Below are 25527 nucleotides of genomic sequence, written 5' to 3'. Positions count from 1 at the left end.
AAGGGCGACTTCGGTCGCCCTTTTTTATGCTTGCCTGCACCGGCTGACCCGGTAAACCCGCTCCAACAAACTCGATACCCCGGCCTGCAAAAACTTCGGGCTTTCCTCAATCACCTCCTCAGCCTCCAGCTCATCCACCTGCCACCCGGCAAACCCTTGCCGCAGCTCCTCATCCCCCACCGAAAACGGCGGCCCGCCCAGCAAAACCTGGTCATAGTCCAGAGTCACCACCACCCCCTGGCAACCCGCCGGCAGCAAGCTCGACAACAGCTGCATGTACGCCCCACGCATCTGCGGCGGCAATGCAATCACCGCCGCCCGGTCATAAAGCCCCGCGCAGTCACCGACATCCCCTGCCTGCAACGCAAAGAAATCCCCACACCAAAGCTCAACGTCACCACTGCGCCAAACTTCGAAAAACCCGCGCTGCTGCACCTCGGCTTCAAGCCCATGCTCACAGAAGAATGCCTCCACCGCTTGCCGCGACAACTCTACGCCCAACACGCGATACCCCTGCCCGGCCAGCCAGGCCAGGTCCAGGCTCTTGCCGCACAACGGCACCAGCACGCGGCTGCCCGGCGCCAGGCCAAGCGTTGGCCAGTACCTCTGCAGATAGGGGTTCACCTGCGCCTGGTGAAAGCCGATCTGGTTGTCGGCCCACCGCTGCTGCCAGAACGCTGGCTCCATGATCACTCCTGATTTTTAGATGGTTTGTCGGTAAAAGTTGGTTTGGATTTCGATCTGTAGTTGATCGAAGATGATTGCATCTTAACCGTCAGGACCCCGCCATGCTGCCCAGCCTGTTCATTTCCCATGGTTCTCCCATGCTTGCCCTGCAACCCGGCGCCAGCGGGCCTGCGCTGGCAGGGCTTGCCAACGCCCTGCCCCGGCCGAAAGCGATCGTGGTGGTGTCGGCGCACTGGGAAAGCCGCGAACTGCTGGTTACCGGCAGCGCACAACCAGAGACCTGGCATGACTTCTACGGCTTCCCACCGGCGCTGTATGCGGTGCAGTACCCGGCGCCGGGTGATCCCACCCTTGCTGGCCAGGTCAGTGAATTGCTGCAGGCTGCCGGGCTGACAGCCCGGCTGGACGCGCAGCGGCCGTTCGACCACGGCGCCTGGGTACCGCTGTCGCTGATGTACCCGGATGCGAATATTCCGGTGGTGCAGGTTTCACTGCCCAGCCATATGGGGCCGGCACTGCAGGTCAAGGTAGGCCAGGCGTTGGCGGGCTTGCGCGACCAGGGCGTGCTGTTGATCGGTTCGGGCAGCATTACCCACAACCTGGGCGAACTGGACTGGCATGCCGGGCCGGATGTGATCGAGCCTTGGGCACTGGCGTTCAGGGATTGGGTGGTGGAAAAGCTTCGGGCGAATGACCAGGAAGCGTTGCTGGGTTATCGGCAGCAGGCGCCGTTTGCGGTGCGCAACCATCCCAGTGATGAGCATTTCCTGCCGCTGTTCTTTGCCCTGGGGGCTGGCGGCAAGTTCGGGGTGGTGCACCAAGGGTTTACCTTGGGGGCGTTGGGGATGGACATTTATCGGTTCGACTGAAGATAGCCGGGGGCGCTTTGCGCCCCTTTCGCGACACAAGGCCGCTCCTACAGGGGTTACGCGTCACCTGTGCACAGGCAAAAAAATCCCCAGCCAAAGCCGGGGATTTTTTCATTGCGCCAGGATCAATCCTCGCGGTAGCGACGCAGCTTCAGCTGCTTGCCAGCCACGCGGGTGTCCTTGAGCTTGGACAGCAGCTTCTCCAGGCCATCTTCCGGCAGCTCGACCAGGCTGAAGCTGTCGCGCACCTGGATGCGGCCGATGGCGTCACGAGCCAGACCACCCTCGTTGAGGATCGCGCCCAGCAGGTTCTTGGCAGCGATGCCGTCACGGGCACCCAGAGCAGTACGGCAACGCACGCGGCCTTCGGCCAGCGGCATCGGCGCACGGCGCTCGCGGTCACCACGCTCAGAGCGTTCGCCACGCTCACCACGCTCGGTACGCTCACCACGCGGGGCGAAGCTCGGCACCAGCGGCTGCTCACGCTCTACCGCAGCCAGGTCCAGCGCCTGGCCATTGGTGGCCTTGCGCAGCAGGGCGGCAGCCAGGGCACGCGCGCTGCAACCCAGGTCGGCGGTCAGGCGGTCGAACAGATCGCCGTGGGTGGCTTCTGCTTCGGCAACCAGTGGCGCCAGGCTCGAGGTCAGCTTCTTGATGCGGGCATCCAGCACGGCCTGGGCATTCGGCAGGCGGGCTTCGGCAACTTTTTGCCCGGTTACACGCTCGATCACCTGCAGCATGCGGCGCTCACGCGGGGTGACCAGCAGCAGTGCACGGCCATCGCGACCGGCACGGCCGGTACGGCCGATACGGTGTACGTAGGACTCCGGGTCGTACGGCATGTCGACGTTGAACACGTGAGTGATGCGCGGTACGTCCAGGCCACGGGCAGCGACGTCGGTAGCGACAACGATGTCCAGGCGGCCATCCTTGAGCGAGTCAATCACGCGCTCACGCTGGTTCTGGGCGATGTCGCCGTTCAGCGCGGCAGCCTTGTAACCCTTGGCTTCCAGCGCGGAGGCCAGGTCCAGGGTGGCTTGCTTGGTACGCACGAAGGCGATCAGCGCGTCGAACTCTTCCACTTCCAGCAGACGCAGCACAGCCGGGATCTTCTGGTCGGCGTGGACCATCAGGTGAGCCTGCTCGATCGCGGTAACGGTCTGGGTCTTGCTCTGGATCTTGACGTGCTTGGGCTCGCGCAGGTGGCGTTCGGCGATCGAGCGGATCGACGACGGCAGGGTGGCGGAGAACAGCACGGTCTGGCGGCTGGCCGGGATGGCATCGAAGATCACTTCGAGGTCGTCCATGAAGCCCAGCTTGAGCATCTCGTCGGCCTCGTCCAGTACCAGGTACTGCACGGTCGACAGGACTTTTTCGTCACGACGCAGGTGGTCGCACAGACGGCCAGGGGTGGCCACGACGATTTGCGCGCCGTTGCGGATCGCACGCAACTGTGGGCCCATCGGGGCACCACCGTAGACGGCGACCACGTTCACGCCCGGCATCTGCTTGGCGTAGGTTTCGAAAGCGGTAGCAACTTGCAGCGCCAACTCACGGGTTGGCGCCAGGATCAGGGCTTGCGGTTCGCGCTTGCTCACATCGATCTTGTTGAGGATCGGCAGGGCGAAGGCAGCGGTCTTGCCGGTGCCAGTCTGCGCCTGGCCGATCATGTCGTGACCGGCGAGGATGATCGGGATCGATTGTTGCTGAATGGCGGACGGCTCTTCGTAGCCGGTCGCCAGAACGGCAGCAACAATATTCGGATTGAGATCGAGAGCGGCGAAGCCGCCGGTTTCCTGGGTCATGGGTCTGCCTCTAGGTGCATCCGCAAAGACCCATGCTCCAAAGCTGCACAAGCCATGAAAGACCGACAGGTCACCCAGGCAGCTTTGGCGGCGGGGATTTGCGAAAACGATTGAAAAAGAAAACGTGGGAAAGTCCGCCTAGCGGACGTGCAGCCGAAGCTGGACTCGGAGGGTTTGCACCACCTGATTTTGCGGTCCGCTAAAAGACCGGCGCGTACTATACCCGAAATCGTGCGCAGACGTGAGGAATATTTTCAGGGTGCTTGGCCAGTGTCGGGCCATCAATCACAGCAAGCTGAATCGATAATCCCCTGGAGCCTGTCGCGGTCCGTGTAGGAGCGGCCTTGTGTCGCGAAAGGGCCGCAGAGCGGCCCCGGCAATATTTGCATTGACGCTGGAATCCGGGGCCGCTACGCGCCCCTTTCGCGACACAAGGCCGCTCCTACACGAACCGCTACAGCCATCAGGTCTCGCATAGGCCGCGCCAGCCATTCAGGTAGCCGGCCGAATCTCGCGGATCAGCCCCTCGAGGCTGTACCCAAGGCGCGGCGCCAGCGCCTGGGCCCGGGCTTTCAGCCCATCCAGGTCCAGCGTCTGCTCCAGGTCCGCCGGCACCAGCAGGATCACATTGCCCTCCTTCACCGGCAGCTCCCAGTAATGCCGGTGGTACAACCCGCGCAGCAACGCCGCGCCCAGCGGCTTGCCGTCGTCGGTGGCCCACTGGTTGATCACCAGCCAACCACCCGGGTTCAGTTGCTGCTGGCAGTTCTCCAGGAAGTTCCACGCCAGGTGGCCCACCCCCGGCCCATGGTCGGTGTACAGGTCGACGAACAGCAGGTCGGCCTTCTCCGCCGTGGGCAACAGCTCCAGCGCATCGCCGATGCGTACATACAGCCGCGGATCGTCATCCAGGCCCAGGTACTCCATGGCCAGGCGCGGTACGTCCGGGCGCAGTTCGATGGCCTCGATGTCGTCCAGCGGCAGGAACTTCATGCAGGCCTGGGTCAGCGTGCCGGCACCCAGGCCGAGAAACAGCGCGCTCTCCGGCTGCTCGTGGCACAGCGCCCCCACCAGCATGGCGCGGGTATAGTCGTACTCAAGCCAGCTGGGGTCGGCCGTGAACACGCAGCTCTGCTCGATCGCATCGCCGAATTCCAGAAAGCGGTAGTCGTCGACTTCATACACGCTGATGACGCCAAAGGCGTCCTGCACCCGTGCCAGTAGCCGCTCTTCCCGTTCCGCCGCCATGCTCACCACCTACCCGCACAAAAACGCGCATTGTCCGCCAACACCCTCGATGCAACAAGCGCAGCGCCAACTGTTACCATGGCCCATAGCCTACAACCGACAAGACCGAGCCCGAGATGAACCAACCGTGGAGCCCCGACAGCTGGCGCGCCCTGCCGATCCAGCAGCAACCGACCTACCCCGATGCCGCGCACCTGCTGAAGGTCGAACAGACCCTGGCCAGCTACCCGCCGCTGGTGTTCGCGGGCGAGGCGCGCGAGCTGCGCCGGCAGTTCGCCGAGGTCACCGAAGGCCGCGCCTTCCTGCTGCAGGGTGGCGACTGCGCCGAGAGCTTCGCCGAGTTCTCGGCGGCGAAAATCCGCGACACCTTCAAGGTGCTGCTGCAGATGGCCATTGTCATGACCTTCGCCGCCGGCTGCCCGGTGGTCAAGGTCGGGCGCATGGCCGGGCAATTCGCCAAGCCGCGCTCATCGGGCGATGAAACCATCGGCGACATCACCCTGCCCGCCTACCGTGGCGACATCGTCAACGGCATCGGCTTCGACGCGAAAAGCCGCATCCCCGACCCGGAACGCCTGCTGCAGGCCTACCACCAGGCCACCGCCAGCCTCAACCTGCTGCGCGCCTTCGCCCAGGGCGGGTTCGCCGACCTGCACCAGGTGCACAAGTGGAACCTGGACTTCATCGCCAACTCGGCGCTGGCCGACAAGTACCACCAGCTGGCCAACCGCATCGACGAAACCCTGGCATTCATGCGCGCCTGCGGCCTGGACAGCGCGCCGCAGCTGCGCGAAACCAGCTTCTTCACCGCCCACGAAGCACTGCTGCTGAACTATGAAGAAGCCTTCGTGCGCCAGGACAGCCTGACCGGCGACTACTACGACTGCTCGGCGCACATGCTGTGGATCGGCGACCGCACCCGCCAGCTGGACGGTGCCCATGTGGAGTTCCTGCGCGGCGTGCACAACCCGATCGGGGTCAAGGTTGGCCCCAGCATGAACGCCGAAGAACTGATCCGCCTGATCGACACGCTGAACCCGGCCAACGACCCCGGGCGCCTGAACCTGATCGTGCGCATGGGTGCCGGCAAGGTCGGCGACCACCTGCCGGGGCTGATTCGCACGGTCGAACGCGAAGGGCGCAAGGTGCTGTGGAGCTCCGACCCGATGCATGGCAACACCATCAAGGCCAGCAGCGGCTACAAGACCCGCGATTTTGCGCAGATCCTGGATGAGGTGAAGCAGTTCTTCCAGGTGCACCAAGCTGAGGGTAGCCACGCCGGCGGCATTCACATCGAGATGACCGGGCAGAACGTCACCGAATGCATCGGCGGCGCCCGGCCGATCACCGAGGATGCGCTGTCCGACCGGTATCACACCCACTGCGACCCGCGGATGAATGCCGACCAGTCGCTGGAGCTGGCGTTCCTGATTGCCGAAACCCTCAAGCAGGTGCGGCGCTGAGGTTGGGGCATGCCTTGGGATTTTCAGCGCCTGTGAGATCGAGCGCCGCGCGGGCGGCGCTCGATCTCACAGGCGCTAAAAACCTCCAGCCAAACACCTCTGCGCCCCAACTCACCTCCTCAGCGGATCATCCCAGAAATGCCGCTCGGCCTCCTGCTGGATATCCGCCCGGCTCAGCCCCAGGTCGTGCAGGGTCGCATCACTCAGGCTGGCCAGTTCCTGGCGCTGGCGGTATAGCTGCAGCCATCGCGCCGGGCGCTGCAGGGCGGCATGCCACAGGTGGTTCAGGGAAAAGGCAGGTTGCTGGATGCTGCTGACATGACCTTTCATCGTGAAGCCCTCCGTGTTGATGGCTCCAGTCTCCTGCCAGGCATAAGATCAATCCAACGAATGTTTCTGATGCCATGCATCTCGGAGATTGATGCAATGTCCCAGTACCAGAGCCTCGATGCGGACGTACTGCGCACGTTCGTGGCCATCGCCGAGCAGGGCGGCTTCACCCGCGCCGGCGAGGTGGTCAACCGCACCCAGTCGGCGGTGAGCATGCAGATGAAACGCCTGGAAGAGGACATCCTCCAGCGCCAGCTGTTCGAGCGCGATGGCCGCCAGGTGCGCTTGACCGCCGAGGGCCAGGTGCTGCTCGGCTATGCGCGGCGCATCCTCAAGTTGCATGGGGAAGTGTTCAACACCCTGCGCATGCCGCACATGGTCGGGGTAGTACGCATCGGCACGCCGGACGACTATGCCATGCGCTTTTTGCCGACCATCCTGTCGAGCTTTGCCCAGGCCTACCCGCTGGTGCAGGTGGAGGTGCATTGCGACTCCTCCAAACAACTGATGCTGCGCCAGGACCTGGACCTGACCATCGTCACCCGTGAGCCGGGTAACGAGATTGGCCAGCTGCTGCGCCAGGAACGCCTGGTCTGGGCCGCCGCGGAAGGCTTCTGCCCGCAGGAGCAACGCCCCATGCCGGTAGCCTTGTTCAACACCGACTGCTTCTGCCGGGCCTGGACCTGCAATGCCCTGGAGGCCCAGGGCATCGACTACCGCATCGCCTATACCAGCCCGAGCCTGGCAGCGATCTTTGCCATCGTCACCGCAGGGTTGGCGGTGACCGCACAGTTGCAGAGCCTGATTGGCGGGAATATCCGCATTCTGGGCGAAAACGAAGGGTTGCCGCAGTTACCGGTGGCCAATGTGATGCTGGTGCGCAGTACCCAGAACCCTTCGCCGATTACCGATTGCATGGCCGACTACATTGTCGAAGGGTTCAAGTGAGCCGCAGCGGGCATGTCCCCCTGTAGGAGCAGCCTTGTGCTGCGAATGGGCCGCAAAGCGGCCCCAAATTTCAAAGCTCGAACCCGAGCATCACCGCACAACCCACCAAAAACACACAGAACATCGCCCGCAACACCTTCTCCGGCAACGCATGGGCCAACTTCACCCCCCAGCTGATACTCAGCAAGCCGCCCACCGCCAATGGGATCCCCACCCCCCAGTCAACACTGTGGTGCACCCCGTAGGTGACCAGGGTTACCAAGGTACTTGGCGCCGCAAGCGCCAGCGACAGCCCCTGCGCCACCACCTGGGTGGTACCGAACACACTGGTCAGAATCGGCGTGGCTACCACGGCCCCACCAACTCCGAACAAGCCGCCCATGGTCCCGGCAAAGCTGCCCAGTACACCCAGCCAAGGCCAGGCATAGCGCAACTCGGCGCTGGGCGGCGTTACCTTCATGAACATCCGCGCAACGTTCCACACCGCCAGGGCCACCAGGAAGCCGACGAAGCCCAGGCGCATGGAATGCGCATCCAGCCCGACCGCCCAGATCGACCCCAGCCAGGCGAACACGAAGCTGCACAGCGACAGCGGTACCGCATGGCGCAACTCGATGCGGTTACGCTGGTGATAACGCCACAGCGCCAGCAGCACATTGGGCACTACCATCACCAGCGCAGTGCCCTGCGCCAACTGCTGGTCCAGGCCGAACAGCACGCCCAGCGCCGGAATCGCGATCAGCCCGCCGCCAATGCCGAACAGGCCACCCATGGTCCCCAGGGCTGCGCCCAACACGATATACAACAACCACTCGATCATCAGGGGCCTCATCCGCCTGTACACATAAAGCGAGCATGCTATCGATTGCGGGCTGGTGGGGAAACGCACAGCAGCGCACAATGGCTGTGCGTTTTTCGCAAAAGCAAGGCAGCCATGAGCCCCGATACCCTCACCGACCAGCTAAGCCTGTTCCTCGATGTGCTGGAAACCGGCAGTTTTTCTGCCGCCGCCCGCCGTCACCCGCTGACGCCTTCCGCCGTGGCCCGCCGCATCGACAACCTGGAAAGCGCCGTGGGCAGCCGCCTGTTCACCCGCAGCACCCACGCCGTGCGTGCCACGCCTGCAGGCAACGCCTTTGCCGAACGGGCCAGGCGCATCATCGAGGAACTGCGCCTGGCCCGCGCTGAAGCGGTGTCGCTGAGCAATGCCCCCGAAGGCCTGATCCGCATCGACGCCCCCGCCGCATTCGGCCGCCGTCACCTGGCCCCTGCCATCGCCGACTTTCTGGTCGCCTATCCGGGCCTGGATGTGCAACTGCGCCTGATCGACAGCTTCGTCGACCTGCATGGCAGCCACCTGGGCGAGGTCGACCTGGTGCTGCGCGCCGGCCCCCTGGCCGACACCCGGCTGGTCGCCACGCCACTGGCCTACATGGTGCGCATCGCCTGCGCCAGCCCGGCTTACCTGGCCAGCCGCGGCATGCCCAGCTGCCCCAGCGAGCTGCCAGGGCACGACGGCCTGGACTGGGACGGCCTTGCGCCACCATTCGCCTGGCGTTTCAACGTGGCCGGGCAAACCCGCCTGTACCGCCCCTCACGCATGCGCATGGCCGCCAACAACGCCGAAACCCTGCTGTTCGGTGCGCTCGCAGGCTTAGGCATAGCCCACCTGCCTACTTGGCTGATCAGCGAATACCTGCTGCGCGGCGAGTTGATACCGTTGTTTTGCGACGGTGGCTTGCCCAAAGCGGAAACCAGCGGTATTTACGCACTTCGCCTGGAACATGAAACGAACTCTCGCAGCCGTTTGCTGCTCGAATTTCTCAAGAGCCGCTTCAGCCCGATTCCACCCTGGGACCTGGCCTTGCGCAGTGAGCTGCGCGAATAAAGCGCGCACTAACGATCCGCGTGCCAGACTTTCCCATTGATTACCTTCAAGGACCTGCATGAACGCCGACACCCAAGCCTCCTGTGACGAGCTGCTGCTGGACAACCAGGTCTGTTTCGCCCTGCACTCCACCTCGTTGCTGATGACCAAGGTCTACAAACCGCTGCTGCAGGCCCTGGGCCTGACCTACCCGCAGTACCTGGCCATGCTCGTGCTCTGGGAGCACGATGGCCTGACCGTAGGCGAGATCAGCCAGCACCTGCTCACCGACCCCGGTTCGCTGACACCGCTGCTCAAGCGTCTGGAGAGCGAAGGCCTGCTGCAGCGCAACCGCAGCCGCGAGGACGAACGGGTGGTACTGGTGCAGCTGACCGACAAGGGCCGCGCCTTGCAGCAGCAGGCCAAAGAAGTGCCGCAGTGCATCCTCAAGGCCAGCGGGCGCAGCCTGGAACAGCTGCAACAACTGCAGGCCGACCTGCTGGCGCTGCGGGAGAACCTGCAGAAAACCCTCTGACAGCTATGCTGTGCGATGGCCGTTCAGATGAACGGTGATGATTTATCTTGCGCACTAACTAATTGCGCGCTAATTTAAATCCCACACCAACCCGCGCCCTCCTCCAGACGGGGAGCGCACAGCACATTAGCGAGGCTCAAGATGCAAAAGGTCACTCCGCTGTACATCGCAGAAGCTACCTCCACCGGTGGGCGCGATGGCAAATCCCGCTCCAGTGACGGCAAGCTGGTGGTCAGCCTGAGCACCCCCAAGGAACTGGGTGGCGCTGGCGGTGACGGCACCAACCCCGAGCAGATGTTCGCCGCAGGTTACTCGGCGTGCTTCATCGGTGCCCTGAAGTTCGTGGCCGGGCAGGAGAAAAAAGCCCTGCCGGCGGACGCCTCGATCACCGCGAAAGTGGGCATTGGCCAGATTCCAGGTGGTTTCGGCCTGGACATCGACCTGCACATCAACCTGCCGGGTCTGGCTCAGGCCGATGCCGAAGGGCTGGTGGAAAAGGCCCACAAAGTGTGCCCGTATTCCAACGCCACCCGCGGCAATGTGGATGTGCGCCTGCATGTGACCGTGTAAGCCACAGGCATAAAAAAACCCGGCCTAGGCCGGGTTTTTTGCGTTTCACAAGAAGGATTACTTCTTGGAACGGCCTTTGAAGCTGTTGTCGCGAGTGTCGATATCGATCCACTCGTCGATCTGGATGAAGTCGGCAACCGAGATCTCGGTACCGTTCTTCAGCTTGGCAGGCTTCATGACCTTGCCCGAGGTGTCGCCGCGTGCAGCGTTCTCGGTGTAGACAACCTGGCGGCTGATGGTGGTCGGCAGTTCAACCGATACCAGGCGGCCTTCGAAGAACACGGCTTCGCAGACGTCTTCCATGCCTTCTTCGATGTACGGCAGAACGGCTTCGATGTCCTCGGCGTTCAGTTCGTACATGGTGTAGTCGGTGGTGTCCATGAAGGTGTATTCGTCACCGTTGATGAACGACAGGGTCGCTTCTTTGCGATCCAGGATCACGTCGTCCAGCTTGTCGTCTGCACCGTAGACGGTTTCGGTCTTGTAGCCGGTCAGCAGGTTCTTCAGCTTGGTCTTCATGATCGCGCTGTTACGGCCCGACTTGGTGAACTCAGCTTTTTGAACCAGCCACGGGTCGTTGTCGATCCGCAGGACGGTACCGGGTTTCAGTTCTTTACCAGTTTTCATTACGAAGTATCCGAATCTGGATGGATTTATAAAAATCGAGGCCGCGTATCATAGCGAATTTCGGTAAAAGTGTACTAGCGCTGTGGCAAGGTCCGGCTGAGCGGCCTGTCGCGCCGCCCAAAGCCGGGCATGCTGCTGCAGTTCCGGCCAGTGCTGACGGGCTGCCTGCCAGGCCTGGCCCATGTCGCGGTCCATGTTCCAGGCACGCCACAGGCCAAGCAGGGCGGCATCGGCATCGCCTGACAACCCCTGTCGATAATGCGCGAGAAACGCTTCGAGCTTTTCCCAATGGGCATTCTCGTCCTGCACGTAAATGTGCCACAGCATCGGCTGCCCGGCCCACTGCGCGCGCACGAACGAGTCTTCGCCGCGCACGGCATTGAAATCACAGCTCCACAGCAATCGGTCGTAGTCGTCCTGGCTGACGAAAGGTAGCACCTGCAGGGTCAGCGCCCCTCGCTTGCGCACGCTGCCCACTTGCAGTACCGCCTCGCCAAGCCACTGGCCGAGCCCCGCGACAACGCGCCCTTGCGGCACCAGCAGGTGGCAAGGTTGCTCGCCTGAGGCCAGGGCCTCAAGCCAGTTGCCCAATTGCGGGTTTTCGTAGGCGAACAGGGAAATCAGCAACGCCCCCGCTTCAGGGTTCACGCCAAGCCCGTGCAAGAAGGCCTGCCGTGCGCCTTGCTGGAACGCATCACGCCGTGCCAGCAGCGAGCCCTCGCGCAGCAGGCCACCGGTTTTTTCAGTGAAGCCTGGAAAGAAAAATACCTTGCGCAAGCCATTGGGCTGCGGCGAAGGCAAGCCATGGCAACCTTCCACCCAGTCCTCGGCACTGAGGTATTCGAGGTTCAGCCACAGCGGCGGCGTGACACGAGCACGCATTGCCTCCACATAGGCTGCTGGCAATTGGCAGGCGAAGGCACCGATTACCACATCAGCCGGCGCCACCGGCAACCAGGCTACCGGCCATTGGCGCACATCCACACCGTGCTGCCACTGCTGCGGGGCGGTGGCATCGGCCCCGGGGCACATGGGCGTGAATGCATTGAGGTCATCCACCCACAGGCGCACAGCCAGGCCGTGCTCGGCCACCAGCTGCCGGGCCAGGCGCCAGGTCACGCCTATATCGCCGTAGTTGTCGACGACGCTGCAGAAGATGTCCCAAGTGGCTTTCATGTGCCCTGCCCTCGCCCAGCGGAAAAACCGCGCATTCTGCGTATAAATTGTCGCTGACAAAAGCACCTGCGCGGAAAAATGCCCAGGCGCATGCGACAATGCCCCCCGAACACCCTGCCAGGAGGCTGCCATGGCGCGCCACCGTGAACTGAAGATCACCCTCAAGCCGCTGCCGTTGATCGTGTGCGTTGCCTTTGGCCTGTGGCTGGGCGCCGTGGCGATCGCCGCAAGCCTGTGGCTGGCCCTGCAACTGTGGCCACAGCAGGTACAGCCACTGGCCCAAGCCGTGGCCCCCGCCGCGTACCGGCCTGCCGCGCCGCCAGCGCCAGCCCCTGCGGCGGATGCCCAGGCGGAAATGTTCGAACGCTACAAGGACATCCTGCACAAGCAGGAGCTGCAACAGGCCGCCGAGGCCGCCCAGGGCAACCCGCGCAACCTCAACAGCCCCAAGTGCCAGTTCTGGCTGCAGCAGAACCGCACCGCGCCCACCGACAAAAGCCAGGCCAACGTGCTGGAGTTCTGTTACTGACCATGGACAAGCCCAGCCTGCTGGCACAGATCGTCGCCACCCTCGAACATGACCTGGATGTGCTGACCCGCGCAGCGCAAACTGCGTACGAAGTCGCCACTGCCGAAGAGAACATCGCCGAGAACAAGTACGACACCCTGGGCCTGGAGGCCTCGTACCTGGCCACCGGCCAGGCCCGCCGCAGCGCCGAGATCCGCAAGGCGCTGCTGACCTACCAGCAACTGCTGCTGCGCGATTACGACCCGGCACGCGGGGTGCAGGTGAGCAACCTGGTGACGCTGGAGGATGAAGATGGCGGGCAGCGCCGACTGTTCCTCGGCCCCGAGGCGGCGGGGTTGAAGATTGGCGAGGGGGATGGGCTGGTGACGGTGATTACCCCGCGCTCGCCGCTGGGGCAACAACTGGTCGGCAAGAAGGTTGATGATGAGGTAAACCTGGGGGCACAGACATTGGTCATCGTCGATATTGCCTGAACCGGCCTCTTCGCCCCTCAGGCCAGTGATACCCCTTGTAGGAGCAGCCTTGTGCTGCGAAGGGGCCATGAGCAACACAGAAGATCTTTTGCCTTACCGGCCCCTTCGCAGCACAAGGCTGCTCCTACACGGATTGCAAGGCATCGAACCGCCGCGCCAACCCCTGCTCTGCGAACTGCTCCACCACAAAATCGACAAACGCCCGGGTCTTGCCCGGCAACAGCTTGTGCTCGGCGAAATACAGGCTGATATGCCCATCGTCCACATACCAGTCCGGCAGCACCCGCCGCAGCCGTCCGCCTTCCAGGTACGGCACGGCAAACGGCAGGCTCACCAGGGCGATCCCCAAGCCCTGCTCGGCCACCGCGCAAGCCGCATCCGAATCGCTCATGGTCATCGTCTGGCGCAACTGCAATGGCTGCTGCACCTGCCAGCGGCTGGTCAACGGCCATGACCGCACCCGCCCAGTCTGCGGCGAGCGGATCAGGATACCGTCATGCCGTTGCAATACCTGCGGGTCGTCAATCGGCGCGTGCCGCCCCAGGTACGCCGGCGCCGCCACCAGCACCCTGTGCGCCGGGGTCAGCTTGCGCGCCACCACCCCCGGCGGCAGCTCGAAACCTCCGCCAATCGCCGCATCGAAGCCCTGGCCGATCAGGTCGACCTGGCGGTTGTCGAAATGCCAGTCCGGAGTAATGGCCGGGTAGCGACGCAGGAACTCACCCAGCAATGGCAACACATACAAGCGCCCGAATACCGTGCCCATGCTCACCCGCAACAACCCGGCCGGCTGGCCTTCGCTGCTGGCCAGGTTGGCCACGGCGTACTGGATGGTGCGGAAGCTGTCACTGACCTCCCCCAGAAATCGCTGCCCTGCCTCGGTCAGGGTCAGCTTGCGGGTACTACGCTGGAACAACCGCACCCCCAGGCGCGCTTCCAACTGGGCAACATGCTTGCCTACGGCAGCCGGGGTAATGCTGAGGCGCCTGGCGGCTTCGGCAAAGCTGCCGACTTCGGCACTGCGGATGAAGCATTCCAACGCGTTGAATGATTCCATGGCCATGATTGGCAACCAAAGGTTTACTCTGCTGATAGTGATTACCATCTTATCAGCAGGTAATCAAGCGCCGATACTGCGCCCATCCAAGGCATTCCGGCCTGGCTTCCAGCAGGAGATCAACATGTCCAAGCAACACTCACTCGAAGGCAAGGTGGCCCTGGTACAGGGCGGTTCCCGCGGCATTGGTGCAGCCATCGTGCGACGCCTGGCCCGCGAAGGCGCACAGGTGGCCTTCACCTATGTCAGCTCCGCCGGCCCGGCGCAGGCGCTGGCTGAGGAAATTACCGAAAACGGCGGCAAGGCCCTGGCCCTGCGGGCCGACAGCGCCGACGCGGCGGCCGTGCAACTGGCCGTGGATGACACCGTGAAGGCCTTCGGCCGGCTGGATATCCTGGTCAACAACGCCGGTGTGCTGGCGGTAGCGCCGGTGACCGAATTCGACCTGGCCGACTTCGACCACATGCTGGCGGTGAACGTGCGCAGCGTATTCGTCGCCAGCCAGGCCGCGGCACGCTACATGGGCCAAGGCGGACGCATCATCAACATTGGCAGCACCAATGCCGAGCGCATGCCGTTTGCCGGCGGCGCCCCTTATGCCATGAGCAAATCAGCCCTGGTCGGCCTGACCCGCGGCATGGCCCGTGACCTGGGGCCGAAAGGCATTACCGTGAACAACGTGCAGCCAGGGCCGGTGGACACCGACATGAACCCAGCCAGCGGCGAGTTCGCAGACAGTTTGATCCCGCTGATGGCGATCGGGCGCTATGGCGAGGCGGATGAGATTGCCAGCTTCGTGGCTTACCTGGCGGGGCCTGAGGCGGGGTATGTCACTGGGGCCAGCCTGACGGTCGATGGCGGGTTTGCTGCCTGATTGAAGGGTTGCCTGTGCCGGCCTCTTCGCGGGCGCGCCCGCTCCCACAGGTACTGCGCGATGCCTGTGGGAGATTACCCAGCCCTTTTGGGCTGCGCTGTCGCGCAGAGAACAAATATCGCTCGTCTGACGCGGCCTTTGTAGGAGCAGCCTTGTGCTGCGAAGAGGCCGGTACAAGCAACAGACAGGCTTTGTCAGTACCGGCCTCTTCGCAGCACAAGGCTGCTCCTACAGAACCTCGCCGAACCAATGAGTCATGTGTTGTTCTATGAGAGCGGGCATGCCCGCGAAGAGGCCGGCACAGGCTCTGCCGCACAATGCATTGATGTAAGGCCCGACACTTTCCGATAATCCCCCCTTTTATTCTGCCCGCCACGAGAACCGCATGAACGCCCCCACTCTCAGCCGTGCCCTGATTCTGCTGATGGCCACCGCTACCGGCCTGGCCGTGGCCAGCAACTACTATGCGCAACCGCTACTGCACAGCATCGCCCAGCAGTTCGGCCTGAGCACCGCCAGTGCCGGCAGCATCGTCGTTGCCGCGCAACTGAGCTACGGCGCCGGCCTGTTGCTGCTGGCGCCCCTGGGCGACCTGTTCGAGCAGCGCCGGCTGATCACCGTGATGACTGCCATTTCTACCCTTGGCCTGGTCATCAGCGCCTGCGCACCGAGCCTTCCCTGGCTGATCCTTGGCACCGCGCTGACCGGGCTGTTCTCGGTGGTGGCGCAGATCCTCGTGCCCATGGCCGCAACCCTCAGCGAGCCACACCAGCGCGGGCGAGCGGTCGGCACGTTGATGAGCGGATTGCTGCTGGGCATCCTGCTGGCGCGTACCGCCGCCGGGTTCATGGCCGAACTGGGTGGCTGGCGCAGCATCTACGTGCTGGCCGCGGTGCTGATGGCCATCACCGCCGTGGCGCTGTACCGCAGCCTGCCACAACACCACAGCCATGCCGGGCTGAAATACCCAGCGCTGATCGGCTCGGTGTTCCGCCTGTTCCTCGAAGAACCGGTGCTGCGCCTGCGTTCTCTGCTAGGCCTGCTGGCTTTCAGCCTGTTCGCCCTGTTCTGGACGCCACTGGCGTTCCTGCTGGCGAAAGGCCCGTACCACTATTCGGACGCGGTGATAGGCCTGTTCGGCCTGGCCGGTGCAGCGGGTGCACTGTCGGCCAATTGGGCGGGGCGCCTGGCCGACCGTGGCAAGGGTTCGCTGGGCACCACCGTGGGCCTGGTGGTATTGCTGCTGTCGTGGGTGCCGCTGGGCTTCGCCGAACAGTCGTTGCTGGCCTTGCTGCTGGGCGTGCTGATGCTCGACCTGGCAGTGCAACTGGTGCACGTGAGCAACCAGAATGCGGTAATTGCCCTGCGACCCGAGGCGCGCACGCGGCTGAATGCCGGGTATATCACCTGCTACTTCATTGGCGGGGCCTTGGGATCGCTGCTGGGCACGCAGCTGTTCCAACGCCAGGGCTGGATGGGGATTGTGCTGGCCGGGTTGGTGATTGGCGGGCTGGCGTTGCTGGCGTGGGGTTTGGCCGAGCGCAAGCGCAAGAACGCTTTGCAGATCGCCTGAAGCCCATTGACCTGAGCGACAATGCACCGCACGACCCTCCGTCGCATGGCCGTTGACTTGCCTGCCCGGGCAGCGCTCAGTAGGCGCTGGTCAATGCCCTTTCCCTGACAGGACGACGTTATGACAAGACTCACGGTGCAATCCGGCGATTTCTTGCAAGGCGAAGGCGAGTATCGCAACGGATCGCTCACACTCAAGACCCCGCGCAGCCCCTCCCCGGGCGAGCGGATTTCCCTGGCACGCATCAGCGACCTGCGGCTGGCCAGCCTGGAATCCAGCCGCAGCCTGGGCAGTGCCCTGGGCTGGGGCGTGGCCGGGGCACTGGTTGCCGGGCCGGTGGGGTTGCTGGCCGGGCTCTGGCTGGGTGGCAAGGAGGAGGAAGCCACCTTCCTGGCCACTTTCAAGGACGGGCGCAAGCTCATGGCCATTACCGATGGCAAGACCTGGTCGAAGATCGACGACAACTGGAAGCAGCACAGGCGGCCGGCCAGCAAAGGCTGACGGGATATCGCAGGGCCCGGATCGTTTTATGTTGAAGGCGGCTGTAAGATGCCGCCTTTTTTCATGGCCTGTACTGGCCTCTTCGCGGGCTCACCCGCGAAGAGGCCGGCGCAGGTGTCGCGCATCCAGGAGCCCCACCGCATGCCCCCGCGTCATCCCCGCCTGCCCCTGAGCCTGCTCAGCCTGGGCCTGGCCCTGCATTGCCCCCATGTGCTTGCCGAAGACAGCGTGCTACTGGCCCCGCTGCAGGTCTCCGATACCTACACCAACGACGGCTATCAGGCACGCCAGGCAGCAGTAGGCGGCTTCCAGCCCGCGCCCCTGCTCGACACCCCGGCCTCGATCAGCGTGTTCAGCCAGCAACTGCTGGAAGACCGCCAGGTACGCCAGCTCAGCGAAGTGCTGCAAAGCGACGCCTCGGTGGGCGAAAGCTACGCCCCCATCGGCTACTACGAAAACTTCAACGTGCGCGGCTTCGAGCTGAATGCCGCCAGCAGCTACCGCATCAATGGCCAGACCATCGCCGGCGAGCAGAACGTGGCCCTGGAAAACAAGCAGCAGGTGGAGCTGCTCAAGGGCCTGTCCGGGCTGCAGAGCGGCGTATCGGAGCCGGGCGGCCTGATCAACTACGTGACCAAGCGCGCCGAAGACGTGCGCAGCGTCACGGTGTCGACCAACGAACAAGGCGAGCGCTACCTGGCCACCGACCTGGGTGGCTGGTTCGGCAGCGAGCGGCAGTTCGGCCTGCGGGCCAACCTGGCTCATGAAGACATCCGCTCCTACGTCGACCACGCCGACGGCAAGCGCGACTTCGCCTCGCTGGCCTTCGACTGGCAGATCAACCCAGATGCCACCCTGCAGCTGGATGCCGAATACCAGCACCGTGAACAGCGCTCGGTGCCGGGTTACCAGCTGCTCGGTGGCAGCGAAGTACCCCATGGCATCGACCCGGACGACCGCCTGGCCTACCAGCACTGGGCCAAGCCGGTGCAGAACGATTCGCTGAACCTGGGCGGGCGCTTCGAGTACCGTTTCAACGAAGCCTGGACCGGGACTTTGAGTGCCTCGCGCAGCAAGGTGGTGATCGATGACTACAGCTCGTTTGCCTGGGGCTCGAGCGAAGGCGCGTTCTTCGGCAGCAACGGCGACTACGACATCTACGACTTCCGCAGCCCGGACGACACCCGCCGTACCGACGAGGCGCAGGCCATGCTCAACGGGCGTTTCGATGCGCTGGGCGTGGGGCATGAGCTGACCGTGGGCACCAGTGCGCAGCGGCGCACGCTGGATCAGCGCCCCAGCTATATGGAATGGGTAGGTACAGGCAACATCTACACGGGCGCACCGGCCTTTGATCCATCCGACAAGCCCATCAGGACTAGCGAACGTCGCCTGGACAGCCGCCAGTACGGGTTGTTCGTGAGCGACCGCATCAGCTTCAACGAGCACTGGCAGACCGTACTGGGTGCCCGTGAAGTACGCCTGGACGAGAAAACCTGGAATGAGGACGGCGTTGCCGGTCGCCATACCCGGCAGTACGAGTTGCTGCCCAACGCCGCGCTCATCTACAAGCCGCAGCCGCATACCACGGTATATGCCAGTTATTCCAAAGGCCTGTCGGCAGGTGGTACCGCACCGTGGTTCGCCGAGAACAGATTCGAAATCCTGGCACCGACGACCTCACACCAACTGGAACTAGGCCTCAAGCATGACTGGCAAGGCCTGAGCTTCAGTGCCGCACTGTTCCAGATACGCCAGGCGTACCAGTACGCGCGCCCGGACGACGCCGGCACTTTCACCTACGTGCAGCAAGGCCAGCAGAAGAACACCGGCCTGGAACTGGGCGCCAGCGGCTGGGTGACCTCGAACCTGCAGGTGCAGGCCAGCGCTGCAGCGATTCGGGCGCGGGTGCAGAACAGCGATACCGATGCCTATGAGGGCCACCAGGCGATCAACGTGCCCAGGTTCCGGGCGGCGTTGCAGGCGGAATACACCCTGCCGGTACCGGGATTGGCACTGCTGGGTGGGGCGCGCTACAGCGCCAGCAAATATGCGAGCCAGGCGGAGAATGTGGAAGTTGGTGGGTATACGGTGTTCGATGTGGGTAGCCGCTACCGCACGCGCATTGGTGGGTATGACACGGTGCTGCGGCTGACTGTGGATAACGTATTCGACAAGCGTTATTGGCGTGATGTGGGGGATTACCTGGGGGATAACTACCTGTTCCAGGGAGCGCCGCGGACGGCTCGGCTGTCGGCTTCGGTCAGCTTCTAGATTTTTTGGGGCTGCTTTGCAGCCCTTTCGCGACACAAGGCCGCTCCTACAGGGGTCCGCGCACGCTTGTAGGAGCGGCCTTGTGTCGCGAAAGGGCCGCAAAGCGGCCTCCAAAGGCGCCAAAAACAAAAAGCCCCCGGCTTTTCAGCTCGGGGGCTCTTCGTAGAATGTGGCGGTGAAGAAGGGATTTGAACCCTTGATACGATTTCTCGTATACACACTTTCCAGGCGTGCTCCTTCGACCACTCGGACACTTCACCGTTTCTCTTCAAGCCTTGCAGCCTGTCGAGGTGCGCTAATTTAGTGAAAGACCTTCCCTTTGGCAAGCATTTTTTTCAATTTTTTCATGCATTTGCATTTGAGCCCTGGCGAACGCTGACCGACCAGTCAGCCTTACTGCTTTACCTCGCCCCTGCCGCTGGGTAACGTCGTCGCCACGCCAACAAAAGGACTCTGCCATGAGCGAGCTGATTACCTACCACGCCGAAGACGGCATCGTCACCCTGACCCTGAACAACGGCAAGGTCAACGCCATCTCGCCAGACGTCATCGCCGCCTTCAACGCCGCGCTCGACCGCGCCACCGAAGAGCGCGCGGTTGTGATCATCACCGGGCAGCCCGGCATCCTGTCTGGCGGCTACGACCTCAAGGTGATGACCAGCGGCCCCAAGGAGGCGATCAGCCTGGTCACCGCCGGCTCCACCCTCGCCCGCCGCCTGCTGTCGCACCCGTTCCCGGTAGTGGTCGCCTGCCCGGGCAACGCCGTGGCCAAGGGCGCCTTCCTGCTGCTGTCGGGCGACTATCGCATTGGCGTCGAAGGGCCGTACAAGGTGTGCCTGAACGAAGTGCAGATCGGCATGACCATGCACCATGCCGGTATCGAACTGGCCCGCGACCGCCTGCGTCGCTCGGCCTTCCACCGCTCGGTGATCAATGCCGAGGTGTTTGACCCGCAGGGCGCGGTGGACGCAGGCTTCCTCGACAAGGTGGTGCCGGCCGAGCAGTTGCAGGATGCGGCACTGGCGGCTGCGCGGGAGCTGAAGAAGCTGAACATGCTGGCGCACAAGAACACCAAGCTGAAGGTGCGCAAAGGGCTGCTGGAAGCGTTGGACAAGGCGATCGAGCTGGACCAGCAGCATATGGGTTAGCCGGGCCGACCTCTTCGCAGGCAAGCCCGCGAAGAGTCCGCAACAGGCTTGCACCAGGGTTTGCCCCGACCAGTGCACATCCGTACACTGCCCGGCGACTGTCTGGTGTGAGTCGTACCATGCTTTATTCATTGCGCATGCTCCTGCTGGCGCTGCATTTCCTTGTGGTTGGGGCCCTGGGCCTGGTCATTGGCCTGTGCCGCCCCTTCAACCCCGACAACAGCCGCGTGTTCGCCCGCCTCTACAGCCTGCCGGCCACCTGGCTGATGCGCATCAGGGTCAAGGCCGAAGTCGGCCCGCTGTGGGACCAGCCGCCAGGCTGCGTGATCGTCGCCAACCACCAGTCCAACTTCGACCTGTTCGTGCTGGGCCAGGTGGTGCCGCAGCGCACCGTCGCCATCGGCAAGAAAAGCCTGGGCTGGATCCCGCTGTTCGGCCAGCTGTTCTGGCTGGGTGGCAACGTGCTGGTCGACCGCAAGAATGCCTACCAGGCACGCAAGGCCATGCAGAAGACCACCCGGGTACTGCAGGACGACACCTCGATCTGGATTTTCCCCGAAGGCACGCGCAATCCCGGCGAGCACCTGCTGGCCTTCAAGAAGGGCGCGTTTCACATGGCCATCGAGGCCGGTGTGCCGATCGTGCCGGTATGCGTCAGCCGCTATGCCGGGCGCCTCAGCCTGAACAGCTGGCGCCAGCGCACGGTGATCGTGCGCTCGCTGCCACCGATCGCCACGGCGGGCATGACCCTGCAGGACCTGCCGGCGCTGATCGAACAGTGCCGCGGGCAGATGCAGCAATGCATCGACCGCATGGAAGGGGAACTGGCCAAGCGCTAGGTTGCTCTTGAGCCCACTACAGCCCAAGCTGTAACCCGTGTCCAACCGGAATAAGCGAACAACCATGGGTCGAGTCGTGGCATCGGCGGTATACAGCGCCGGCAGAAAGGTCACCAACATCAGCATCGACGAAGGCAGCGAATGGGCACGCAAGCCAGGGCATTTTGTGTGGATTGGCCTGGAAGAGCCCAACGCTGAGGAACTGGCCAACCTGCAATGCCAGTTCAATTTGCACGAACTGGCCATCGAAGACGCCCTGGAAAAGCACAGCCGGCCCAAGCTGGAAACTTTCGGCGACGCCCTGTTCATCGTCACCTATTCGCCGGTGCGCCACGAAGGCAAGCTGGAGTTCATCGAAACCCACATCTTCGCCGGCAACGGCTACATCATCACCTGCCGCAACGGCCACTCCAAATCCTATGCCCTGGTGCGCCAACGCTGCGAGGCGCGGCCGTTGCTGCTGGAGCACGGCGAAGACTTCGTGCTGTACGCCCTGCTCGACTTCGTCACCGAGAACTACCAGCCGGTCAGCGAGGCCATTCATGGCGAGATCGAAGAGCTGGAGCAGAGCGTGCTTGGCGGGTCGCTGCAAGAAGACGATATCCGCCGCTTGCACAGCCTGCGCCGCGACATCCTGCGCCTGCGCCGCTACGTGGCACCGATGGTGGAAGTGAGCGAGGAACTGCAGCGCCTGAGCTTCCCGTTCATCGACAAGAACATGCGCCCGTACTTCCGTGACGTGCAGATCCACGTGACGCGGCAGATGGAAGACCTGGCCGGTATCCGTGACATCGCCAGCCAGACCATCGAGATCGGCATGCTGCTGGAGTCGTCACGGCAGAGCATCGTGCAGCGCAAGTTTGCAGCCTGGGCGGCGATCCTGGCGTTCCCCACGGCAATTGCAGGGGTTTACGGGATGAACTTCCAGAACATGCCGGAGTTGGGGTGGCACTATGGGTACTTCGGGGTACTGGGGGTAATCGGGCTGGGCTGTACCGCGTTGTATGCCAGCTTCAAGAAATCTGGCTGGCTTTGAGATTGTCGGGGCCGCTTTGCGGCCCATCGCGACACAAGGCCGCTCCTACAGGGGGTCGCGCCAGTCAGGTTATTCGCGATCCCTGTAGGAGCGGCCTTGTGTCGCGATGGGCTGCACAGCAGCCCCCAGCCATCACGCTGCGGTATCTTTGCTCACCGGCTGCTGGATAAACCGCAACATCCACTCCCCCACCAGGTCGCCCTGGTGCTCGGTGGCCAGGCTGGCCACGGCCTTGTGGTACACCTCATCACCCAGATACTCCTGGCGCGCATCGAGCAGCGCGCGGGAGTAGTCGTGCACGAACTCGGGGTGCCCCTGGAAGCACAGCACCTGGTCACGAATGTGGTACGCAGCGTTCGGGCAGAAATCGCTGGAGGCGATCACCGTGGCGCCTTCCGGCAGCTCGGTCACCTGGTCCTGGTGGCTGATCAGCAAGGTCAGCTCCGACACCTCCGGGTCCATCCACGGCGCATGGGCCGCCAGCGAATAGCGGTGGATACCCACGCCCCAGCCCTGCTCGGCACGCTCGGCCTTGCCACCCAGGGTCAACGCCAGCAACTGGTGGCCGAAACATACACCCAGCAACTTCTCGCCACGCTCGTACAGCTTCAGCAGGTAGGCCTTGAGGGTCTGGATCCACGGGTCGGTACCAAACGAGTCGGCCTTGCTGCCCGTCACCAGATAGGCATCGAACACTTCGTTGTCGGCGGGGTAATCGCCGTTCATCACGTTGTACACACGAAATTCGGCGGCGATCGGCTGACGCGAGAAGAGCTGCTCGAACATCCTGCCGTAGCCCTGGTACTGCGCGGTCAACTCCGGTCGCAGGACATCGGTTTCAAGGATGCAGATGCGTAACGACATAGGGATAGTCCTGAACGACATGGGTGGGAATCTGCTGTAGAGACTGACGCGAAAGGCACGTACAAGCAAGTAGGCCGCACTGACGAACGGTCACATTTCATCGGTGCCCTGCTGGCACTTGCGCCACCGTCTAGCGAGAGCATGCCAGCCGGCTGGCACTTGGCCTCATAGCCCGAAGAAATTAATGACCGACAACATTAGAACAAAGGGTTCTCAAACATGGATGACGCACACCCTACTGTTGGTTGTATATCCACTTTCAAGAGGCAGGCAGTTCAGGCGTCACGCAACGCCACTGCGATCGACCCGAAGCGCGACAGGGAAGCCAACGGGTATTCAGGAATAACAACAAGAAGGCGGTCCGCCATGTTCAGACAATCGAAAATTCGCCAAGCTGGGCTCATTCTCTTCGCCACGACTTTGCTGCTGATCCTGCCGAACCTCACACGTTTGTTCGGTTGACTGCCGCTGTGGCGCCAACAGGCAACGCACAGGTAACCTGCTGGCCTTGATGGTCGGAGATTACCCATGCGCCACTGCCTTGCACTGTTAGTGTTGCTCCTGAGCCTGCCGCTATCGGCGGCGCAACTGCACCTTGAACTGGGCGCCACGACGCGCCAATGGAGCAGTGCAGAACTGCTCGACCACCCGCAGGCCCGGGACATCAGCATCGACCAGGACGTTTCCTACAAGCAGCCCATGCGTTATCGGGCTGTGCCGCTGGCCGCGCTGCTGGACGGCGTCAGCGCCAGCGACCACCTGCAGGCAGTGGCGCTGGACGGTTTTGCCGCCGAAATGCCCGCGGCGCCACTGTTGCAGCAGGGGCCGGCACAGGCCTGGCTGGCGGTGGAGGAACCTGACCGGCCATGGCCACCACTGGGCCAAGGCAAGCCGAGTGCAGGACCGTTCTACCTGGTGTGGACTGCACCGCAGGCCAGCGGTATCCGCCCGGAGCAGTGGCCGTTCCAGATTTCCACGATTCGCAAGCTGGCCTCCGTCGAAGCGCGTTTTCCGGCGCTGCTGCCCGACCCCAAGTTGCCGGCCGACAGCCCGGTGCGCCGAGGCTTTGCCTTGTTCCAGCAGAATTGCCTGGCGTGTCATAGGTTGAATGGCGCAGGGGATGCACAGGTGGGGCCGGACCTGAATATGCCGCACAACCCGACCGAGTATTTTCGGCCTGAATATCTGCGCCAGCTGATTCGTGACCCGCAAAGCCTGCGGCAGTGGCCGCAGGCGAAGATGCCGGGGTTTGCAGAGAGTGTCTTGGGTGAACCGGAGCTGGATGAATTGCTGGCTTACCTGGGGCATATGGCTGGGCGCAGGCCTTGAGAACCTGGGGCGCTTTGCGCCCCTTTCGCGACACAAGGCCGCTCCTACAAGGGTACGCGCACGCCTGTAGGAGCGGCCTTGTGTCGCAATGGGCCGCAAAGCGGCCCCAAATTCCCGAAATCTCAGGCTATGGGCCGCTCCTGCTTGACCCCCCACCCTTCCACCTCACCGCCATAAGGTGTCACCAGCTGCTCGAAGGCCTCTTCAAAGTCGCCAATTCCGCCATGGGTGGCATACATGACCTTGCTCAGTTCCAGATGCCATGCACCGTCGCCCAGTTCCTTGACCTGGGCATTCAGCGATTCACCGCGAAACTGCCCGGCCGCACGGCGGGCCCCTGCTTCGTCGGGGAATATGGCGTAGAACTCGATGGGATGGATCTGGGTGAAGTCGAAACCGCCTGCCTTCATCTGGCGCAGGACGTTGCTGCTGATATCGTCGTTCTGGCTGCTCATGAAACGTCCTCCTGAATAATGCGATGGATAGACTTTCCGTGCACTACGCACCTGCCGGCAGCGGCCGGGCAGTTCGAGCTGATGCAAGACGCGAAGGGGTGCGGTGCCGACCCGCAGAATAGGCCGGCACCTTCATGCAGCGTAGTGCCTGCCAGGGCACCACGCAAACGTGTGGTTCAGGGCGTTTCGTGGATGCTGGTGATGGTCACGCCACTCTGCTCCTTCAGCCAGCGTGCGGTGGGGGAAATGGTGCGGTCCTGGAAGTCGTTGAGGTCCAGCTCGTCCATCACCGGGAACAGGTGCGAACGGATGGCCCGCGCGGCGTCCTCTTCGCTGGGGCACTGGTCGCCGCGCAGCGTCAGCGTGGTGAGCACGCCTTTCTGGTCGGCAAAGATGACTTCCCACTCTTTCATTGAACGAACCCTCTCAGTCAACGAACACCAAGGTGTG

Annotated in this window: 26 protein-coding genes, 1 tRNA gene and 1 pseudogene; 16 read left to right on the top strand and 12 right to left on the bottom strand. The window is 63.3% G+C overall.

All coding sequences use genetic code 11. From position 1 onward, the window contains the following. Positions 1-24 precede the first annotated feature (24 nt). A complete protein-coding gene (locus GYA95_RS03340) occupies positions 25-687 on the bottom strand; it encodes a thiopurine S-methyltransferase (protein ID WP_015269380.1) in 663 nt (220 codons plus the stop codon). 101 nt (positions 688-788) lie between these two features. Here GYA95_RS03340 and GYA95_RS03335 point away from each other — a divergent pair, with 101 nt between their 5' ends. Then, a complete protein-coding gene (locus GYA95_RS03335; protein WP_015269379.1) occupies positions 789-1556 on the top strand; it encodes a DODA-type extradiol aromatic ring-opening family dioxygenase in 768 nt (255 codons plus the stop codon). A 125-nt stretch (positions 1557-1681) separates the two neighbouring features. Here GYA95_RS03335 and GYA95_RS03330 read toward each other — a convergent pair. Both GYA95_RS03330 and GYA95_RS03325 read right to left on the bottom strand, forming a co-directional pair. Then, a pseudogene (locus GYA95_RS03330) lies at positions 1682-3395 on the bottom strand (DEAD/DEAH box helicase). Positions 3396-3853: 458 nt separating this feature from the next. Next, positions 3854-4609, bottom strand: coding sequence for a spermidine synthase (locus tag GYA95_RS03325; protein WP_015269377.1), 756 nt, complete (start codon positions 4607-4609; stop codon positions 3854-3856). A 116-nt stretch (positions 4610-4725) separates the two neighbouring features. Between GYA95_RS03325 and GYA95_RS03320 the strand changes: the two genes are divergently transcribed. Next, positions 4726-6072: a class II 3-deoxy-7-phosphoheptulonate synthase gene (locus tag GYA95_RS03320; RefSeq protein WP_015269376.1), complete on the top strand. Its 1347-nt coding sequence runs from the start codon at positions 4726-4728 to the stop codon at positions 6070-6072. A gap of 111 nt (positions 6073-6183) precedes the next feature. Here GYA95_RS03320 and GYA95_RS03315 read toward each other — a convergent pair whose 3' ends face one another. Beyond that, a complete protein-coding gene (locus GYA95_RS03315) occupies positions 6184-6402 on the bottom strand; it encodes a DUF1127 domain-containing protein (protein WP_015269375.1) in 219 nt (72 codons plus the stop codon). 96 nt (positions 6403-6498) lie between these two features. Between GYA95_RS03315 and GYA95_RS03310 the strand changes: the two genes are divergently transcribed. Next, on the top strand, positions 6499-7350 hold the full coding sequence (locus tag GYA95_RS03310) for a LysR substrate-binding domain-containing protein (RefSeq protein WP_015269374.1): 852 nt from the start codon (positions 6499-6501) through the stop codon (positions 7348-7350). A 70-nt stretch (positions 7351-7420) separates the two neighbouring features. On the opposite strand, the gene GYA95_RS03305 is transcribed toward GYA95_RS03310, so the two are convergent. Continuing rightward, positions 7421-8170, bottom strand: a complete 750-nt coding sequence (locus GYA95_RS03305; protein WP_015269373.1) for a sulfite exporter TauE/SafE family protein — start codon at positions 8168-8170, stop codon at positions 7421-7423. 114 nt (positions 8171-8284) lie between these two features. Here GYA95_RS03305 and GYA95_RS03300 point away from each other — a divergent pair, with 114 nt between their 5' ends. The 3 genes from GYA95_RS03300 (at position 8285) to GYA95_RS03290 (ending at position 10322) form a co-directional block, all read left to right on the top strand. After that, positions 8285-9238, top strand: coding sequence for a LysR family transcriptional regulator (locus GYA95_RS03300; protein ID WP_013971533.1), 954 nt, complete (start codon positions 8285-8287; stop codon positions 9236-9238). 58 nt (positions 9239-9296) lie between these two features. Beyond that, on the top strand, positions 9297-9752 hold the full coding sequence (locus GYA95_RS03295; RefSeq protein WP_003260416.1) for a MarR family winged helix-turn-helix transcriptional regulator: 456 nt from the start codon (positions 9297-9299) through the stop codon (positions 9750-9752). A gap of 141 nt (positions 9753-9893) precedes the next feature. Continuing rightward, on the top strand, positions 9894-10322 hold the full coding sequence (locus tag GYA95_RS03290; protein ID WP_013971531.1) for an organic hydroperoxide resistance protein: 429 nt from the start codon (positions 9894-9896) through the stop codon (positions 10320-10322). A gap of 57 nt (positions 10323-10379) precedes the next feature. Here the strand turns inward: GYA95_RS03290 and efp are convergent, their stop codons facing one another. Together efp and earP are read right to left on the bottom strand one after the other, a co-directional pair. Beyond that, positions 10380-10949 (bottom strand): elongation factor P, encoded by a 570-nt coding sequence (gene efp, locus GYA95_RS03285; RefSeq protein WP_013971530.1) that lies wholly within the window; start codon positions 10947-10949, stop codon positions 10380-10382. Positions 10950-10997: 48 nt separating this feature from the next. Continuing rightward, on the bottom strand, positions 10998-12125 hold the full coding sequence (gene earP / locus GYA95_RS03280) for an elongation factor P maturation arginine rhamnosyltransferase EarP (protein WP_015269372.1): 1128 nt from the start codon (positions 12123-12125) through the stop codon (positions 10998-11000). Between the two features lie 130 nt (positions 12126-12255). Here earP and GYA95_RS03275 point away from each other — a divergent pair, with 130 nt between their 5' ends. Both GYA95_RS03275 and GYA95_RS03270 read left to right on the top strand, forming a co-directional pair. After that, positions 12256-12654: a hypothetical protein gene (locus tag GYA95_RS03275; protein ID WP_013971528.1), complete on the top strand. Its 399-nt coding sequence runs from the start codon at positions 12256-12258 to the stop codon at positions 12652-12654. A gap of 2 nt (positions 12655-12656) precedes the next feature. Next, complete coding sequence (locus tag GYA95_RS03270; RefSeq protein WP_015269371.1) at positions 12657-13127, top strand: GreA/GreB family elongation factor; 471 nt, start codon at positions 12657-12659, stop codon at positions 13125-13127. Positions 13128-13251: 124 nt separating this feature from the next. Here the strand turns inward: GYA95_RS03270 and GYA95_RS03265 are convergent, their stop codons facing one another. Then, positions 13252-14190 carry a LysR family transcriptional regulator gene (locus GYA95_RS03265; RefSeq protein WP_043935432.1) on the bottom strand — a complete coding sequence of 313 codons (939 nt, stop codon included), beginning with the start codon at positions 14188-14190 and terminating at the stop codon, positions 13252-13254. 118 nt (positions 14191-14308) lie between these two features. Here GYA95_RS03265 and GYA95_RS03260 point away from each other — a divergent pair, with 118 nt between their 5' ends. The 4 genes from GYA95_RS03260 to GYA95_RS03245 all read left to right on the top strand — a co-directional run bounded on the left by GYA95_RS03260 (position 14309) and on the right by GYA95_RS03245 (position 19406). Further along, entirely contained in the window at positions 14309-15058 is a 750-nt protein-coding gene (locus GYA95_RS03260) for a 3-oxoacyl-ACP reductase family protein (protein ID WP_015269369.1), read from the top strand. A 385-nt stretch (positions 15059-15443) separates the two neighbouring features. Then, positions 15444-16631 carry an MFS transporter gene (locus GYA95_RS03255; RefSeq protein ID WP_015269368.1) on the top strand — a complete coding sequence of 396 codons (1188 nt, stop codon included), beginning with the start codon at positions 15444-15446 and terminating at the stop codon, positions 16629-16631. Between the two features lie 120 nt (positions 16632-16751). Next, on the top strand, positions 16752-17132 hold the full coding sequence (locus GYA95_RS03250) for a hypothetical protein (RefSeq protein ID WP_015269367.1): 381 nt from the start codon (positions 16752-16754) through the stop codon (positions 17130-17132). 141 nt (positions 17133-17273) lie between these two features. Continuing rightward, on the top strand, positions 17274-19406 hold the full coding sequence (locus tag GYA95_RS03245) for a TonB-dependent siderophore receptor (protein ID WP_015269366.1): 2133 nt from the start codon (positions 17274-17276) through the stop codon (positions 19404-19406). 170 nt (positions 19407-19576) lie between these two features. Here the strand turns inward: GYA95_RS03245 and GYA95_RS03240 are convergent. Continuing rightward, positions 19577-19666: transfer RNA gene (locus GYA95_RS03240), tRNA-Ser, on the bottom strand. A 198-nt stretch (positions 19667-19864) separates the two neighbouring features. On the opposite strand from GYA95_RS03240, the gene GYA95_RS03235 reads away from it, so the two are divergent. From GYA95_RS03235 to GYA95_RS03225, 3 genes are all read left to right on the top strand, one after another. After that, positions 19865-20554 (top strand): crotonase/enoyl-CoA hydratase family protein, encoded by a 690-nt coding sequence (locus GYA95_RS03235; RefSeq protein ID WP_015269365.1) that lies wholly within the window; start codon positions 19865-19867, stop codon positions 20552-20554. 119 nt (positions 20555-20673) lie between these two features. Next, entirely contained in the window at positions 20674-21393 is a 720-nt protein-coding gene (locus GYA95_RS03230) for a lysophospholipid acyltransferase family protein (protein ID WP_015269364.1), read from the top strand. A gap of 64 nt (positions 21394-21457) precedes the next feature. After that, entirely contained in the window at positions 21458-22429 is a 972-nt protein-coding gene (locus GYA95_RS03225; protein ID WP_015269363.1) for a magnesium and cobalt transport protein CorA, read from the top strand. A gap of 132 nt (positions 22430-22561) precedes the next feature. Here GYA95_RS03225 and GYA95_RS03220 read toward each other — a convergent pair whose 3' ends face one another. Continuing rightward, positions 22562-23293: an amidotransferase gene (locus GYA95_RS03220; protein ID WP_015269362.1), complete on the bottom strand. Its 732-nt coding sequence runs from the start codon at positions 23291-23293 to the stop codon at positions 22562-22564. Positions 23294-23821: 528 nt separating this feature from the next. On the opposite strand from GYA95_RS03220, the gene GYA95_RS03215 reads away from it, so the two are divergent. Then, the gene (locus GYA95_RS03215) at positions 23822-24622 is read left to right on the top strand and encodes a c-type cytochrome (protein WP_015269360.1); all 801 of its coding nucleotides are present in this window, start codon (positions 23822-23824) and stop codon (positions 24620-24622) included. Between the two features lie 122 nt (positions 24623-24744). On the opposite strand, the gene GYA95_RS03210 is transcribed toward GYA95_RS03215, so the two are convergent. Next, complete coding sequence (locus tag GYA95_RS03210) at positions 24745-25077, bottom strand: ribonuclease E inhibitor RraB (RefSeq protein ID WP_003260395.1); 333 nt, start codon at positions 25075-25077, stop codon at positions 24745-24747. 176 nt (positions 25078-25253) lie between these two features. Then, positions 25254-25490, bottom strand: a complete 237-nt coding sequence (locus tag GYA95_RS03205) for a hypothetical protein (protein WP_015269359.1) — start codon at positions 25488-25490, stop codon at positions 25254-25256. Positions 25491-25527: the final 37 nt, after the last annotated feature.

Origin of the sequence: Pseudomonas asiatica, assembly GCF_009932335.1 — a bacterium.
GTDB lineage: Bacteria > Pseudomonadota > Gammaproteobacteria > Pseudomonadales > Pseudomonadaceae > Aquipseudomonas > Aquipseudomonas asiatica.
Note: the sequence above shows the minus strand (reverse complement) of the source record. Positions and strands in the feature narration are given on the sequence as shown.